Below are 15496 nucleotides of genomic sequence, written 5' to 3'. Positions count from 1 at the left end.
TAAGGTGTGCAAACAGGGTAAGAAAAGATGCTTGAGTTACTACGGATATTTATTCAGGTGGCTAATTTGGGGAGTTTTTCTAAAACAGCCAAAGCGCTTAATATCGCGCCATCCTCGGCTACGAGAAGTATTGATAAATTAGAAGCTGAATTAGGCGTTGCGCTTTTTAAGCGCAGTACTCGATCTTTGTCTCTGACTGAACACGGTCAACAGCTGTTTGAACGTGCTAATTTACTTTTAGCGGATGCCGATGATTTAGTCAGTTCCGTTAAAGATGCAAATGCGGAACCTAAAGGGGAGCTAAAAATCTCTGTTTTTGAGAGTTTTGGCAGGCAAAAGGTTTCGCCAATAATTCCAGCATTTCTCAAGCAATTCCCAGAAGTGAATGTACAGATTGAGCTGGATAACCAACTGGTCGATCTGAAAAGCAGTGCGTTCGATATCGGTATTAGAATTGGTAAACCAGAAGACTCAGATTTACGTGCCCGCAAACTCATAGAGAACCGAATGGTGCTATGTGCATCATCGAGTTATATAGATGTATTCGGGTCGCCTGCAAAACCGAGTGAGCTTTCAGATCATAATTGTTTGTTATTGAATCAAGGGCGGCAGCGCTGTTATTGGCATTTTAATTCTAAACTGAGCTCTGAGAAGAACTCTCTACAGAGCTCTTTTAAGAAATATAAAAAGGTTCTGGTGACCGGCAATTTATCTTCTAAAGGCGGCTCACCTCTGGTTGAAGCGGCCATTGCAGGAACCGGTATTTTATTGATCGCTAGATGGATGGTGGAGGATCATCTGAACGATGGAAGCCTGATTGAATGCATGCCAGAGTGGACACCATCGCTTTATGAGCAGGGTAGCGGAGATATCTATGCGATCTATCAAGGCAGTCGATATCTCAAGCCGAGTGTCCGTAGTTTTATCGATTTTCTAGTTGAGCATATTTCGGATTAAGGTGTTTAAACCTTTTGCGAAGCACGCTTAGTTTTAGCGGTTGCGATCGCTTCTAAAGGGTTGTCTGGCCAAGGGTGTTTAGGATATCGGCCTTTCATGTCTTTCTGCACATCTTTGTAGGCATTTTGCCAGAAGCTTTCTAAGTCCTGAGTGACCTGTAGTGGTCTTCTCGCAGGAGAAAGTAAGTGAAGCTGTAGTGCTACATGATGCGCAACTTTAGGTGTTTGGGTACAGCCAAACATCTCTTGTAGTTTTACTGCTAAAACAGGTGGATTTTGGCTGTAATCGATTCTGATCTTTGAGCCGGAAGGTACGGTAAATCGTTCCGGTGCTAACTCATCTAACTTCTGAGGCAGAGGCCAAGGGAGCATCGCTTGTAGCACGCTGTTTAGATTGATTTTCTTCAACTGCTTTAGTTGCGTGATGTTATCCAAATAAGGTGTCAGCCATTCTTCAAGATTGTCGAGAAGCCAGTTGTCGCTTAGATCTGGCCATTGATCTTGTGATTGCTTTTGAACTGCTTGGTGCAGAAAGATCACCCGCTGACGCCGTGCTTGAATATCATCATTCCAAGGTAAAAGGGATAACCCACGTTTCCTTATTTGATTGATGATAGCTGTTTTGATCGCCTCTGGTGAAGGGCTTTCTAGAGGGGCGGATTCCCAAACGAGCGTGCCGATTCGTTTTTGCTGCTCGGCACAGATACGATCTTGGGATTTGTCCCATTCGATCACTTCATGCTGCTGAATCAGCTCAGGAATGAATTGTTCAATCAACTCAGGATTCAGGGGCGCAGCCAGTTGGATCTGATCGTTCGTTTGGGTTTGTTTTCCTTGCAGGGTTGCAACGGTTATCCATGGATATTGGCTTAGTCTATCTTGATCGTAGAAGTTAGCCGCACGTCCATTATTGAGCTTATAAATGGTACTGTTCTGGCGTTGCTGTGCGATACGGTCAGGATATGCAAGCGCGAGCAAAACAGCTGCTTGTTCGTGATCTGGAATCTTATTTCCTGATGTATCGCTTGGAATATCTAATTTGGAGAGCATTCGATGGTAATGCTGTTCCTGTTTTTTGATACGATGCCAGACGCCTTTTTGAAAACTTGGTTTGGTAGCTAGCCATTCGAGGCGGCTATTGATATCTGCACTTTCATTTCTAAAAGGGTCGCGTTCCATTAAGAGCGCAGCGATACGACAGGCTTTGTCGGCTAAGCCCCAAGCTGAACCTTTTATAAGCATGTGACTGAGTCTTGGATGTGCAGGTAACTCAGCCATAAGCTGACCGTGAGCGGTTGTTTGCTTCTGTAAGTTTAGCGCGCCTAATTGGGTAAGTAGGGTTTGCGCTTGTTGGAAAGAACCTGCTGGTGGTTGGTCAAGCCAATTAAGGTCGTTTGTATCGGTAGTGCCCCAGCTAGCCAGCTGTAACGCCAGTGCTGTCAGATCGGCTTGTGCTATTTCCGGGTTATCGAACGCGCTCAGTTGTTCTTGCTGTCCTTCACTCCACAATCGGTAACATACGCCAGGGGATAATCGACCTGCTCGGCCTGCACGCTGTGTAGCGGAGGCAGAGGAAATTCGGCGCGTATGTAGGCGTGTCATTGCAGAGTTTGGATCATATTTGGCGACACGAGTTAAACCAGAGTCAATCACGACCTGTACGCCTTGGATGGTTAAACTAGTTTCAGCAATGTTTGTAGCTAGAACGACTTTGCGTTTGCCTTCATCACACGGATTTATAGCCTTACGCTGTTCTTCCAGAGTTAGATCGCCATAAAGTGGCGCGATAGCAATAGTGTTTTTCTCTGTTTGTGACAGCTGCTCGTTAAGTAGCTCTTCGACTTTACGAATCTCTCGCATACCGGGTAAGAAACACAAAATACTTCCGGTTTGCTCGGCTAGCGCTAGGGTGACGGTCTTGGCTATCTTATGTTCTAGCCATTCACCTTGAGAGGGTTCGCCACAATAAAAAGGTTTAACTGGGTAGCTACGACCTGAACTGGTTACAATTGGAGCATCACCCAGCAGCTTGGCGATTTTTTCTCCATCCAGCGTTGCGGACATTACCAATATTTTCAGCGCAGTTTCTTCACGGAAGTATTCTCTGGCTTCTAGCGTTAGGGCTAAGCCTAAGTCGGCATCTAAGCTGCGTTCATGAAACTCATCGAAAATTACAATGCCATAGCCTTCAAGGCCCGGGTCGGTTTGCAACATGCGAGTTAAGATACCCTCAGTCACAATTTCTATTCGGGTGTGTTCGCTGATACAGGTATCGAGTCGAACTCTATAACCAACGGTCTGGCCTGCTTTTTCATTAAGCATCTGTGCCATACGTTCCGCGGCAGCTTTAGCTGCTAAACGCCTTGGTTCTAGCATGAGAATCTTTTGGTTTCCAAGCCAGTCTTCCTGAAGCATAGATAAAGGTACTTGGGTTGTCTTACCAGCGCCTGGTGGAGCTTCAAGTACTGCTTCATCATGATTAGATAGAGCTAGAGATAATTCAGGTAGGGCAGAATGTATAGGTAGCAAGGTTTCATACTCAGAAAAACTGTTCGAGTTAAAGTTTAACAGTTTTTGCATAAGGGTTTGGTTCTAGGGAGCAGTGAAGCTACAATGAAGGAGCAAGTATTTTTGCCAATGATGTAATAACGGTAAGGAGCCTTAATGGCGGGTAATTTTAAAGGTCGCAGAGGCGGCTACAAAAAAACACCTAAGCTTTCTGGTCGCGGTGTCCTAGAAAAAGTTGAAACTGATGGTCCACATGTTGAATGGGTTGGCATGCCGCCGTACTACATTCATGTGATCACAGTAGATGGTGCGGAGTACTCTTATATGTCTCCAGATAAAGATCTAGAAATTGAGCTAGGTAAGAAAGTTACCTTCCGTTATAAAGAAACCAGCAAAGGCAATTTTGTTGATAAGCGTTCCTTAGGTGTTGTGATCGACCCAAGTGAACTAGGTTATTGAACCATTTTAAGATTTTTAAAAAGCAGCCAATAGGCTGCTTTTTTGTCTCTGTTCGTAGCGAATAATATTGAACAATTTCTGATTGCTATTGTCATTAGATGTATCTTTAATACATCGAAAGAGGGTGGTTGATACTATGTTGAGTAATGACAGAGTAGAACTTACGCTCATCGAAAAGCGTTACATAACGACTCGCTCGATTGAATTAACTTACAAGGGCGAAGATCCGATTCGTTATATCCCCGGTCAATTCTTTTCGATTGAGTTCACCTACCAAGGCGATATAAAGGCGAGAAGTTACAGTGTGGCAAATGGGGAACTACCCAATCCAGATAACAGATTACTCACTTTTGTTATTACTTTGGTTCCAGATGGCGTAGCCAGTGACTATTTTGCGGCTGCTGAGCTAGGTAGCACCGTTGCCGTTAATGGGCCTTTTGGCAATCTGATCTTACCTAAAGCTTCACCCAAGAGATTTGTCTTTATTGCTACAGGTGCAGGAGTGACGCCGTTTAGATCTATGTTGCCGGAGCTTCGAAACCGCATTGCTGAAAATCCTGAATTGGAAGTGATTGTTATACAAGGGGTTAGGAATAGGGATGAATTGCTCTACGACGATGAATTTTCCGAGCTTACTCAATTGACCGACCATGCTAAGTTTATTGCCTGCTATAGCCGTGAGGAGGGCGAGGCTCTTTCCGACAACGAGAAATCTGGTTATGTGTCTGACTTATATGTGGATTTGAATGCGAATCCTGATCAAGACATAGTCTACCTGTGTGGTCATCCGGACATGATTGATCAAGCCGTCAGTTATTTTGATCAGCAGGGGTTTAAACCCGCCAATCTTAAGCGCGAGAAGTACCAATTCTCTTTACTATAAATGTTTTTCTAGAGGTTAACGAAGCTGGTGTATTCAAGAGGCGGTAAAACGGAAGCTATGTACTATTCTGATTAGAGAGGTAATTCAGAGAGGGAACAGCATGCTTCAGGAATTTCGGCACATCCGTTTACAAACAACGACTGATATCGACTATATTTTATCGCCTGACAAAACCGCAACGCCTGCCAGTTTATATAGCCCAGCCTTTGAAGTATTCACCGACTTTACTGAAGTAAAGCCTGTAACAGTTCCTGAGTCTTTACCTATTCAAGAAGCGCTTGAGTATATGAAGAGTCAGCACGTGCGGTTGCTCTTTGTTTTGGATAACCAAGATAATTTTACCGGTATTATTACGGCGTCAGATGCCGCAGGTCGAAAAGTCATGGCCTTTATGCAGCGTGATGGAGTCAGTCGAGATCAGGTTCAAGTGCGACATATTATGTTGAGTAAATTGAACATGAATGCGCTTACCTATGAGCAGCTCAAAGGTGCGCGGGTAGGGGACATCATGTTGACCCTTAAAGGTTCGGGAGATCAGCATGTAGTGGTCATTGATGAAAGTTCAGCGGGAGTCCTTAGAATTAGGGGGATAATCTCGGCTAGTGACATCTCAAGGCGACTGAAAATCGGCTTTGATGTGATGTACGAATCGAAAAGCTTTGCGGAAATAGAACAAGTGATTCGCAGTGGTGAAGGAGCTTAGTTTTAAAGCATAAATCTAATGCTGGACTTGGAATTCTATTACTGATTATACTTCGCGCCTTTACTGTACTAGGCACTGCTAGAGTACTTTGTCTAACCCAATTGTGTGGTGCAATTGCGCATGATTTTACCAAACCAATTTAGTCCCGATGCTGCTAATAAATTGGAAGCATTAACTCAGACTAAACCCACTCCTTTTTTAGCTTTAGACCTTTCAGTTATCGAAACTCGTTTTGCTGAATTGAGTAACGGTTTTCCTAAAGCAGACGTGTTTTACGCGGTGAAAGCTAATCCAGCTAATGAGGTGATTGAGTTATTAGCTAAAGAGGGGTCTAGCTTTGATATCGCTTCCCCGCAAGAGTTAGACAAAGTACTGCAGTTTGATGTTGCGCCAGAACGTATTAGCTACGGTAATACGATTAAGAAGTGTTCTGCAATTAAGTACTTCTATGACCAAGGCGTGCGCTTGTTTGCAACCGACTCAGAAGCGGATCTACTAAATATAGCAAAATATGCGCCGGGTTCAGATATCTATATCCGTGTGCTCACTGATGGCTCAGAAGGTGCTGATTGGCCTTTGTCACGTAAGTTTGGTTGTAACCCAGAAATGGCAATTGAACTGGCCGTACTTGCGCGTGATTTGGGTTTAAACCCTTATGGGGTTTCCTTCCATGTGGGTTCTCAACAGCGTGATATCGATGTTTGGGATGGCGCTATTGCCAAAGTCAAAGTGATCTTTGAGCGTTTGGTTGAAGAGCATAGCATCCGCTTACAAATGATCAATATGGGCGGTGGTTTTCCTGCGACCTATATACAGAAAACCAATGAATTTGAAACCTATGCGGAAGAGATTACGCGCTTTCTAAAAGAAGATTTTGGTGAAGAGCTACCAAGAATTATCCTAGAGCCTGGTCGCTCGTTGGTGGCTGATGCTGGAATTATCGTATCAGAAGTGGTGTTAATCTCTCGAAAATCTTCTACAGCCCTAGAACGTTGGGTCTATACCGATGTAGGGATGTTTAACGGTTTGATTGAAACTTTGGGTGAGGCGATTAAATATCCGCTATCTACTTTGAAGTCAGGGCCTGAAGAGGAGGTGATTCTTGCTGGCCCTACCTGTGATAGTTTAGATATCATGTATGAGCAGCATAAATATGAGCTGCCGCTATCTCTAGAGATCGGTGATCATATCTATTGGTTCTCTACCGGTGCTTACACCACCAGTTATAGCTCGATCGAGTTTAACGGTTTCCCCCCTCTGGATTACTATATTTTGTAATCTTGGTCGCAGTATTTAGGTACTGCGACTAAAAATATCCTTTTTGAATCAAGCTTCTGCGCATAAAAACTGCAAAACAGGTTGTTCATCCTCTCCCAAACAGCTATCTTTTTGGTATGCAACTTTTATCGTCTGGTTGAGTGGAGAGTAGTGGATGTCGGATAAACAGATTCAAGCTCGCTATGGTGCTGTTCTGGAAGCAACAGCGGATGTAGTGATGGTACTTGAACCAACAGGTTTGATCATGGCGTGTTCTGCAGGTGACGCAGGTTGGTTGGATGCCGATGCGATAATGGGGCGTAAGCTCGAAGATATTTTCCCTGCTGATATCAGCGGCAATATAACTGCCGCTGGGGTTAAATCGATTGAGAAGAAAAAATCGATAAAGACTTACATCCAATTAAGACCTGAACATGTACCAGTGCTTAAAGAACAAGGTTTAAGCGAAACGAAATGGATGGAGCTTCGTTGTTCAGCTGCGGGCGATGAAGTCGTCGCTGTATTTCGTGATATCTCAGCACAGCGTAGGTTGGAGAGACAGGTTACCAATCAGGCTCAACGTGACCCACTAACGGGCGCATACAATCGTCGTGCATTAAGACCTGTACTGGAACAAGCCATTGCCCAAGCGCAGCGCTATGACTGGGTTTGTAGTCTAATGGTTATTGATGTTGATAATTTTAGTGACCTGAATGACAGATACTCTTGGGATTGTGGTGATCAAGTTTTACAACAGTTAGTGACCTCTATCCATGGTATGAAACGTACTTCAGACTTCCTTGCACGATACGGTGATGATCAGTTTGTAATGTTTATGCCGGAAACGAATCATGAGCAGGGTATGGCTGCTGGTAATCGTGTGCGTAAAATGATGGAAGAGATGGAAATCCCTTACGCAGCTGGCGATGTTAAATTTACTGTCAGCGTGGGCGTTGCAGCGCTAGATGGTCTGGAAGATGATCCTGATAACATGCTTAGACGTGCAAATGAGAATCTATTTGTAGCTAAGCAAAGTGGTTGTAACCGTGTTGAAGGTGAAGGATAACAGCGAGCTCGCTTTCTTTTTACAAAGGGAGCTTGTTAGCTCCCTTTTTCTTTCTCTGTAAATCTTAGAAAATTTTGAGTAAATAATGAAATACATTCCGTTGGAAAAATACACCAAAGCTTGGATCTTTCGTCACAGGGACTTGCCTGTTTCTGAGGAAGATCTTGCGCAGATTAATCCGCTAACGGAAAGTCGTGCAGAGCAGATCTGGTCAGAGCATGTAAGTAGAGGTTGCTCACATCCGGAGCATTTCGGCGAAGGGGATTGGGCGGCTAAAGATAAAAACTGGTCTGAGAAGGACTTTTGGCAGAGTGCATGGGATGCCCAGTCTAACGACATGCCTGAATTGTTATCGACACACCTAGCGGAGTGGGATGACAACATCACCGTGTATTTCTGTTACCAAAGTGATCACATCATTGAAACTAAGTGGGGGGTATTCCGTCGTAATTGGAAAAACTTCCTCTTTTTCGATAATGGACCGTTATTATTAGGCCGCAAACGTAAGCAAGTAGCTCAATTCTTTGATAATGGTAGTTATCGATTAGGCCTTCGTTCGTAACCGTCTAGGTTCACGAGGAGTGGAGCATAGTTTCGCAAAATTATGCTTCACTTTTCTTTTTGAAAATCTTCTTCCCTAAAAAGTCCATTCCATCATTACCTCATGTTTAGGCTGTGCCTTGATGCGCCTTTTGCTTCTGTATCACTGCTGCGTAGTAAACGGTCAGTAGTAGTCGCTTTTAAGTCTTAATCTTAATGAAAATTAACTGCAATATTATTAAGTGAATGTTCAGTATCTAAAGATAAATATAAGAAATCATTGTTCAAACAAGTTGTATTTTTTATTAAAAAGATAAAAGAATACGATGTAATAAAATTGTAATTTGATTTGGCTTAAGGTTTATTCATTTTTACCAATCTTTGTTTGAATTTTATATCTTTATATGTCAAAAATAGACTCTTAATATGTTTACTTACTATGACTTTATTCCTTGCATTTTGTAAGTGATACGAGGTCCGTAGTAGTACTAAAGTTCTGATTTTATCAGATATATCAGAGTGAATTAGTACAGTATTAGAGAATTTTAAATCAGCTGGAAGGCAAAGAACTCAATGAGCCTACGGCTTTAGTCCATGAAAAATTGACCTAAGTGTGAAAAACACACTCGATACTATATTTTTTGGTACTTCTTCCATTTTGGAATACGCTTATCATTAACATATGGATTGGGGAATCTATGTTTTTAAGCCTCATAGGTTAATATTTTTCATAACCCCTTTTGTTTGAATTTATGTAATTTGGTCATACCTCTTGGGTGTTTATCTTTAACAAGAATTTTTTCCCCTCTAGGTAACAGGACTCACTTTTCAACGGAGTGTTTTAGTGCAAGATATGGAAAGCCTGATTCTACAGCTAAAACAGCAGCCAGCACTTCAAGAGAAAACGGTGTTAGCTATTGAATGTACATGGGATCGGCTGTTACAGGAACTGGACGAGTTACTATGCCAGTTAGGTTTTACTTCCTTCACTTATTCAGTGTTGACCCGTCAGCATATTGAAGGTTTATCTGATCATCAAAAGCAGCGTTGGGAAAATGGCTTTGATATTGTTGGCTCACTGCCAGATGCAGTAGTTAAAGCTTATTACCGAGATGTTGCTCATGCAGACCCTTTATGGAAAGAACTGCCAGAAGCACGTACACCACTTGTAGTAAATAATGCTGAGGGTGGCGTTGGTTTGCACGCGGAGACGTTTTGGAAGCAGAATAATATTTCTTCTCGTGTCTACGTACCGATGTCAGGAGCAAGCGATAATTATTGGTTCCACTATTTTGGTCTTTTTCATAGTCTGCCTTCAGGAGAGTTCGAAGAGTTCTTCGATTCGGTTAAGGAGTGGTTAGTGCCTATTTTGGCTCGCTATCACTCTTTGCTGCAGGTTGTCTGTGAGAAAGAACAAAACCCATTCCTTAAGCAGGAACTTCTGTCGCACACTTGTCGTCAGATTATTCAGATGACTGCTGAAGGTATGGCGGTGAAAAGAATTGCTGATAAGCTTGCGTTGACTGAGGAAGGGATTACTTATCATATTACGCGAGCTAAGCGAGTATTTGGAGCGCGCAACAAAACTCAGCTCGTAGCTATCTTGTATGAAGTAGGCCTTTTGTAACCATAAGCTATCAATCAAGGTTGATAGCTTATGCGCTTGCCGAAAGTTAGAGCGTCGTCTTCGTATTCTGTAGGCTGGTTTTCAACTGCAACCTGATCAACAGGTTTTCCGCTAAAATCTCCACCACTGATTATTTCCCACTCGTTGTCATGTTTGTGTAAGTAGGCGTAACAACAACAGCATTTATACAACTCACTACCTTTCAATTCACTAATCTTTTTCAGTGCAGAGTGCGGTTTGTGATGCAGTACAAGGCTGTAACATAGCGTACATGCCTTTTCCATTAGCTTGATCCTCCATGATAAGGCTATCAATAAATACAAATTAGCACAGGGTTTTGGATTTGAAGCTAAGAAAAATTCCTATTTTCTGACAAGGGTGCGATTTATTTATAAGACAGCCAAGCAGAGCTAGCAGCATTTTTTTGCAATCGGTATGATTACTTCAACTAAGTTTTACTTATGCTATGGCCTTTAATTAGGTTCCAAAATCCTAATCTAGGAGATGATTTTTACGGCGCTAACATTTGTACCATGTAAAAAATCTCTCCTTTTTAATAGAGAACTCTCTGTATGCAAATTGCTGAAAATCTAGTGGGCTATATCCACTACACTCTTAAAAATGAAGAAGGTGAAGTTCTAGACTCTTCTCAGGGGCAAGAACCGTTACCATTCGTTTGTGGTGCTAACAATATCGTACCTGGTTTGGAAAAAGCGCTAATCGGCAAAACTGTTGGTGATAAGTTGGATGTGGTTGTAACCCCTGAAGAGGGTTACGGTGATGTGCGAGAAGAGCTAGTGCAAAACGTTGATCGTGCTAATTTCCAGGGTATCGATGATATTCAGGTTGGCATGCAGTTTATGGCCGAAGCGCCTTGGGGGCAGCAGCCAGTAACTGTTATTGCGATTGAAGAAGATGGTGTTGTTCTTGATGGTAACCATCCTTTAGCTGGTCAAACACTTACTTTCAGCGTTGAAGTAACAAATGTTCGTGAAGCGACAGAAGAAGAGCTTTCTCACGGTCATGTTCACGAAGGTGGAGAAAGCTGCTGCGATAGCGGTGATTCTTGCTGTGACTAATATGTCAGCTTGCTAAATATTAAAGCCCGGTTTCTACCGGGCTTTTTTGTGTTGATCTAATCGATATAGCTCTCTAAAAACTGATTTTTGACTATCATTAATCTGAATGTATTGGTGTTACGTATCTCTGTTAACTCTATTTGAAAATCCGCAAGCATTGATCTGGAGGTTTTTTATGAACATAGAGCAAATGGGTATGTTGAAGCAGCAGGCACGAATTAGAGGTGTTAATTTTATCGAATCTGGATGTGGTCCAATGGTTATCGAGGTGGAATTTGATGATCATGATCATCGTCAAAAGGAGTTGATTAAAGATCAGGAAGGTAAAGTCGTCACTTGTCACAACGTGAAAGAGGGTTACGATATATGCCTTAAAGCGGGGATCCATGAAGCCAATCTTGTTCAGATTCAGACACATGATGAGGCCTGTAGTTCTGATTTTGCGGATTATCATCAGGACTCTATCCCGCTTAAATTTTAGCTCTCTGATAGGATAAGCTCGTGCAGGGGCAAAGCCAAACTGGCATAGTTATAACTCAGGGAAATGGAGTTAAGCACTTATGCGCGAAAAGCTAGATCAGATCGTTGAAGCAGTCAGTCAGGTTTTATATGGAAAAGAGGTCCAGATCAGGCAAGCTTTGACCTGTTTGATTACAGGAGGTCATCTGCTGATCGAAGATCTGCCTGGTATGGGCAAAACAACATTGTCCCATGCTTTAGCTAAGGTTCTCGGGCTTGATTACCAAAGAATCCAGTTCACTAGTGATATGTTGCCTGCTGATATTTTAGGGGCGTCTATTTTTGATTCGGCTAATGGTCAATTTATTTTCCATAAGGGGCCGGTATTTGCTCAGCTTTTATTGGCAGATGAGATAAATCGTACAACACCAAAAACACAAAGCGCTCTGCTCGAAGCAATGGAAGAAAGGCAAGTTACGGTTGAAGGGCATAGTTACGAGCTCCCGCAACCTTTCTTTGTGATTGCCACCCAAAATCCTATCTCTCAATACGGAACGTTTCCGCTTCCTGAGTCTCAGTTAGACCGCTTCTTAATGCGGATCCATCTTGGATACCCTTCTTTAGAAGCTGAAAGAGAGTTGTTACTAGGTGGTGATGCGCGTAAGAAAATTCCGGATCTACAGGAGCAACTTGACCTTAGTGAGTTAGAACAGATCAGAGGGGAGTGCGCTCAAGTTTCTGTATCTGGAAGTGTGTTGGATTACATTCAAAGGCTGGTTAAGTACAGTCGAGAGTCTACAGAGTTTGAATATGGGATATCGCCGCGAGGCAGCTTGGCTCTGCTTAACACTGCTAAAACCTGGGCTTACATTAGTGGTCGGGATTATGTGATTCCGGAAGATATTCAATCTTTGCTTGCTCCGGTTTTTGCCCATCGTCTTCGCTCCTCAGAAGATTACATGGACCAGAGTGGCACTGCGCTGGTTCGTAAGTTACTGAGTGAGGTTGATGTGGTTGGCTGAGCAGTTGAATAGTCGATTTCAAGTGTGGGTTGATAAGGTCGTTAGCGCTAGGCGGCCTAAAGGTCATTCCATTCTTTTAAATCAAAAGCGTATCTATATTTTTCCGACTGCTTCAGGTTGGAGTTTTCTCTTTCTTTGTATTCTCCTTTTTTTTATCGCAACGAATTATCAAAACAACCTTATCCATGCGGTTGCGTACTTGTTGGTAGCCCTTGGCGTGCTAACCATACATTACACCTATCTAAATCTATCAGGGTTACGAATCACTGCGCTAAGGGGTAAAAATTGCTTTGCTGGTGATTCAACTTACCTTTCGGTACTGCTGGAATCAGAAAATAACCGGAACTACGAAACTATTCAGTTGAACTGGAAGGGGCAGCCTGAAGAAACCGTTCATCTTGAAAAAGAACAAGCGCAAGAAGTTGAGCTAAATCTGACTACCCAGAAACGAGGGCGTCTAAAGCCCGGTCCACTGAAGATAGAAACCACCTATCCATTTGGTTTATTAAGGGCTTGGAGTTGGATTGAGTTGGATCTAGATATAGTCGTGTTTCCAAAACCTCAAAAAGGCCCGCGGCCTGATTTGAACAGCGGCGATCAAGACAGTCATTCTGGGGATAAAAGGGCTGGTGATGATTTCTTTGGTTTGGAAGAGTATCAGCCCGGTCAGTCAACCAAACATATCGCTTGGAAGCAATATGCTCAGGGGCGAGGGTTGTTAGTTAAGCGCTATGTTGGACAGCAAAGCCGTCAGGTGTGGTTGAATTGGGAGTCTTGGCCAGATCTTTCTATAGAGCTTAGGCTTAGCGTGATTTGTTACTGGGCGATTCAATTAGAGCATGAAGGAATCGATTTTGGGTTGATGTTACCGAATAAGAGAGTTGGGCCTTCATCAGGCCCGGATCATTTAGAAAAGGTTTTAACGGTGCTAGCTGTATTTGGAGGTGCGAATGGCGACACAGGCCATGCATAACCAGCAGCTAAGCCGCACGGCACTATTATGGCAGTTGATTAGTGTATTTGTGGTTGTTCTGCCTCACATTAGTCACCTGCCTGTTTGGGTGCCAGTTATAGTGCTGTTCACATTAAGCTGGCGAGTAATGGTCTTTATTGGCCGTTGGTCGTTTCCGGCTAAATGGTTTAAATCTGTTTTGGTTTTTGTCGCAGGCGCATCCGTTCTGCTCAGTTATCAAGAGGGTGGGGGGATTAGCTCTACCGTCTCTTTATTGGTAGTCGCCTTCTCGCTTAAGTTGTTGGAGATCTACAAACGGCGCGACGCACTGGTTGTTCTCTATGTGGCATACCTCATAGCGGCATCCATTTTTCTTTTCACGCAAACTATCTGGATGGCCATCTACACATTTTTCTGTTTGCTTGTTGTAAGTACAGCTTTACAGGCAATACACATTCATCGTGCCATCCCTTTCTTTCAGCCGTTTAAGCGTACAAGTTTGATGTTTGTTCCAGTGTTCCCATTAATGATTGTTTTATTTATGGGTATGCCGCGTATCGATCCATTGTGGCAGATCAGTTTTGATAAGAGTGCAGCCAAAACTGGATTGTCAGACACAATGGCGCCGGGAGATATCACGCAGTTAACGCGTTCCGCTGAGGTGGCTTTTAGAGCAACTTTTGAAGGCGTTAAACCGCCCCAATCGAGCTTATATTGGCGGGCTATTGTGCTGCATGACTTTGATGGACGTAATTGGAGTAATAAAGAAGGTAGTTTAGTAAATAGGGATAAAGCCATTGAATCTGAGCGTTCTAGCACAAACATCAGCTATGAGCTCATTCTAGAGCCAACACAAGCGACATATGTACCTGCTTTGGATTATGTAAGTAATATACCAAGAGAGCTGGAATTTCGTGCGGGGAGGGTATTAGAAACGCGACTACCACTGGCTCAACGAAAACAGTTTTCTTTGGAGGCTAAGCCTACTTTTCTTATTGGGGCTGAACGAAACTATCAGAGTTTTTTTCAAGAGCTTAATCTTCCTGAGGGTAATCCAGATGCTATGGAATTGGCACGTCAATGGTGGCGAGAAACCGGTAATGAAGAAGCGTTTATCCAACGTATTCTCAAGTTCTTCAATCAAAGCTTTATTTACACGCTCTCTCCACCTCCTTTGGGTGTTAATACAGTAGATGATTTTCTCTTTAAAACTCAACGTGGTTTTTGTGGTCATTATTCAAGTGCTACGGCTTTTATGCTTCGTGCAGTTGGAATCCCCGCAAGAATTGTGACTGGTTACCAGGGAGGGGAATGGAACCATTATGAAAACTATCTATTGGTAAGGCAGTATGATGCTCATGCTTGGGTTGAGGCATGGCTTCCAAAAAAAGGTTGGATCAGGGTCGACCCAACTGCGGCAGTGTCTCCTGATCGTATTGAAGAAGCGTCTAGTGAAGTGTTATCCCGTGAACCTGAGTTCCTAAATGAAAGTCCATGGGAAAGCTTGGGTATCAAGAACGATGGTTTTCTAGCTTTATTAAGGTTGCGCATAGAGGGATTTAACTATGCTTGGCATCGTTGGGTTTTGCACTATCATCATCGACAGATAGATCTGCTACGTGATCTGTTAGGCGAAGTGACTGCTTGGCGTTTAGTGTTATTATTGCTTATCCCGTTTGCCATAGTGATTACAATCACAATGTTGTTAATGGCTCGTTCAAGTGCTGCGTCACCGCAAGATCCTTTTGACTCAAACATTGCCCGCTTATCTAATGGATTAAAATCTAAAGGTTTACAACGATCTAAAGGTGAGACGGTAGGTGATTACTGTTTGAGATTAGCTAATGTACGGCCTGATTTAGCTGATGTTTGTGGTCAAATTGCGAAGCAATACGAATGTGTTAAATATGCAGCTAAAGGCAATGGCCCGACAGTTTCTGAGTTTTCAAAGTCAATAGATCAATGCTTGATTTCTTTCCGATAAT

Annotated in this window: 15 protein-coding genes; 13 read left to right on the top strand and 2 right to left on the bottom strand. The window is 43.0% G+C overall.

Going from position 1 to position 15496, the window contains the following annotated elements:
• Positions 1–27: 27 nt before the first annotated feature.
• The gene (locus ACMXYU_RS09450; RefSeq protein WP_415898450.1) at positions 28–957 is read left to right on the top strand and encodes a LysR family transcriptional regulator; all 930 of its coding nucleotides are present in this window, start codon (positions 28–30) and stop codon (positions 955–957) included.
• A gap of 5 nt (positions 958–962) precedes the next feature.
• On the opposite strand, the gene hrpB is transcribed toward ACMXYU_RS09450, so the two are convergent.
• Positions 963–3536, bottom strand: a complete 2574-nt coding sequence (hrpB, locus tag ACMXYU_RS09445) for an ATP-dependent helicase HrpB (RefSeq protein WP_415898449.1) — start codon at positions 3534–3536, stop codon at positions 963–965.
• An 84-nt stretch (positions 3537–3620) separates the two neighbouring features.
• Here hrpB and ACMXYU_RS09440 point away from each other — a divergent pair, with 84 nt between their 5' ends.
• The 7 genes from ACMXYU_RS09440 (at position 3621) to ACMXYU_RS09410 (ending at position 9999) form a co-directional block, all read left to right on the top strand.
• Positions 3621–3923, top strand: coding sequence for a hypothetical protein (locus ACMXYU_RS09440; RefSeq protein ID WP_415898448.1), 303 nt, complete (start codon positions 3621–3623; stop codon positions 3921–3923).
• Positions 3924–4059: 136 nt separating this feature from the next.
• Positions 4060–4806, top strand: coding sequence for an FAD-binding oxidoreductase (locus ACMXYU_RS09435; protein ID WP_415898447.1), 747 nt, complete (start codon positions 4060–4062; stop codon positions 4804–4806).
• A 100-nt stretch (positions 4807–4906) separates the two neighbouring features.
• Positions 4907–5509 carry a CBS domain-containing protein gene (locus ACMXYU_RS09430; RefSeq protein WP_415898446.1) on the top strand — a complete coding sequence of 201 codons (603 nt, stop codon included), beginning with the start codon at positions 4907–4909 and terminating at the stop codon, positions 5507–5509.
• Between the two features lie 120 nt (positions 5510–5629).
• The gene (locus tag ACMXYU_RS09425) at positions 5630–6787 is read left to right on the top strand and encodes a type III PLP-dependent enzyme (protein WP_415898445.1); all 1158 of its coding nucleotides are present in this window, start codon (positions 5630–5632) and stop codon (positions 6785–6787) included.
• 154 nt (positions 6788–6941) lie between these two features.
• Complete coding sequence (locus tag ACMXYU_RS09420; protein ID WP_415894171.1) at positions 6942–7832, top strand: diguanylate cyclase; 891 nt, start codon at positions 6942–6944, stop codon at positions 7830–7832.
• Between the two features lie 85 nt (positions 7833–7917).
• Positions 7918–8394 (top strand): DUF2947 domain-containing protein, encoded by a 477-nt coding sequence (locus ACMXYU_RS09415; protein ID WP_415898444.1) that lies wholly within the window; start codon positions 7918–7920, stop codon positions 8392–8394.
• A gap of 831 nt (positions 8395–9225) precedes the next feature.
• Positions 9226–9999 (top strand): helix-turn-helix domain-containing protein, encoded by a 774-nt coding sequence (locus ACMXYU_RS09410; protein ID WP_415901110.1) that lies wholly within the window; start codon positions 9226–9228, stop codon positions 9997–9999.
• A gap of 14 nt (positions 10000–10013) precedes the next feature.
• On the opposite strand, the gene ACMXYU_RS09405 is transcribed toward ACMXYU_RS09410, so the two are convergent.
• The gene (locus ACMXYU_RS09405; protein WP_415898443.1) at positions 10014–10283 is read right to left on the bottom strand and encodes a hypothetical protein; all 270 of its coding nucleotides are present in this window, start codon (positions 10281–10283) and stop codon (positions 10014–10016) included.
• Between the two features lie 288 nt (positions 10284–10571).
• Between ACMXYU_RS09405 and ACMXYU_RS09400 the strand changes: the two genes are divergently transcribed.
• From ACMXYU_RS09400 to ACMXYU_RS09380, 5 genes are all read left to right on the top strand, one after another.
• Positions 10572–11078, top strand: coding sequence for an FKBP-type peptidyl-prolyl cis-trans isomerase (locus ACMXYU_RS09400; RefSeq protein ID WP_415898442.1), 507 nt, complete (start codon positions 10572–10574; stop codon positions 11076–11078).
• A 175-nt stretch (positions 11079–11253) separates the two neighbouring features.
• On the top strand, positions 11254–11559 hold the full coding sequence (locus ACMXYU_RS09395) for a hypothetical protein (RefSeq protein ID WP_415898441.1): 306 nt from the start codon (positions 11254–11256) through the stop codon (positions 11557–11559).
• 79 nt (positions 11560–11638) lie between these two features.
• A complete protein-coding gene (locus tag ACMXYU_RS09390) occupies positions 11639–12559 on the top strand; it encodes an AAA family ATPase (protein ID WP_415898440.1) in 921 nt (306 codons plus the stop codon).
• Positions 12552–13532, top strand: coding sequence for a DUF58 domain-containing protein (locus ACMXYU_RS09385; protein WP_415898439.1), 981 nt, complete (start codon positions 12552–12554; stop codon positions 13530–13532). Before ACMXYU_RS09390 ends, ACMXYU_RS09385 begins: the two co-directional genes overlap by 8 nt.
• A complete protein-coding gene (locus ACMXYU_RS09380) occupies positions 13510–15495 on the top strand; it encodes a transglutaminaseTgpA domain-containing protein (RefSeq protein ID WP_415898438.1) in 1986 nt (661 codons plus the stop codon). Before ACMXYU_RS09385 ends, ACMXYU_RS09380 begins: the two co-directional genes overlap by 23 nt.
• The last annotated feature ends 1 nt before the right edge of the window (position 15496 follow it).

This window comes from Neptuniibacter sp. QD48_11 (genome assembly GCF_047778095.1).
GTDB lineage: Bacteria > Pseudomonadota > Gammaproteobacteria > Pseudomonadales > Balneatricaceae > Neptuniibacter.
The sequence above is the reverse complement of the archived record's forward strand: the minus strand, read 5'-3'. Positions and strand labels throughout refer to the sequence as shown.

Coding starts and splice junctions, on each gene's coding strand:
- ACMXYU_RS09450 (WP_415898450.1), top strand. CDS start 28: ATGCTTGAGTTACTACGGATATTTATTCAGGTGGCTAATTTGGGGAGT.
- hrpB (WP_415898449.1), bottom strand. CDS start 3,536: ATGCAAAAACTGTTAAACTTTAACTCGAACAGTTTTTCTGAGTATGAA.
- ACMXYU_RS09440 (WP_415898448.1), top strand. CDS start 3,621: ATGGCGGGTAATTTTAAAGGTCGCAGAGGCGGCTACAAAAAAACACCT.
- ACMXYU_RS09435 (WP_415898447.1), top strand. CDS start 4,060: ATGTTGAGTAATGACAGAGTAGAACTTACGCTCATCGAAAAGCGTTAC.
- ACMXYU_RS09430 (WP_415898446.1), top strand. CDS start 4,907: ATGCTTCAGGAATTTCGGCACATCCGTTTACAAACAACGACTGATATC.
- ACMXYU_RS09425 (WP_415898445.1), top strand. CDS start 5,630: ATGATTTTACCAAACCAATTTAGTCCCGATGCTGCTAATAAATTGGAA.
- ACMXYU_RS09420 (WP_415894171.1), top strand. CDS start 6,942: ATGTCGGATAAACAGATTCAAGCTCGCTATGGTGCTGTTCTGGAAGCA.
- ACMXYU_RS09415 (WP_415898444.1), top strand. CDS start 7,918: ATGAAATACATTCCGTTGGAAAAATACACCAAAGCTTGGATCTTTCGT.
- ACMXYU_RS09410 (WP_415901110.1), top strand. CDS start 9,226: ATGGAAAGCCTGATTCTACAGCTAAAACAGCAGCCAGCACTTCAAGAG.
- ACMXYU_RS09405 (WP_415898443.1), bottom strand. CDS start 10,283: ATGGAAAAGGCATGTACGCTATGTTACAGCCTTGTACTGCATCACAAA.
- ACMXYU_RS09400 (WP_415898442.1), top strand. CDS start 10,572: ATGCAAATTGCTGAAAATCTAGTGGGCTATATCCACTACACTCTTAAA.
- ACMXYU_RS09395 (WP_415898441.1), top strand. CDS start 11,254: ATGAACATAGAGCAAATGGGTATGTTGAAGCAGCAGGCACGAATTAGA.
- ACMXYU_RS09390 (WP_415898440.1), top strand. CDS start 11,639: ATGCGCGAAAAGCTAGATCAGATCGTTGAAGCAGTCAGTCAGGTTTTA.
- ACMXYU_RS09380 (WP_415898438.1), top strand. CDS start 13,510: ATGGCGACACAGGCCATGCATAACCAGCAGCTAAGCCGCACGGCACTA.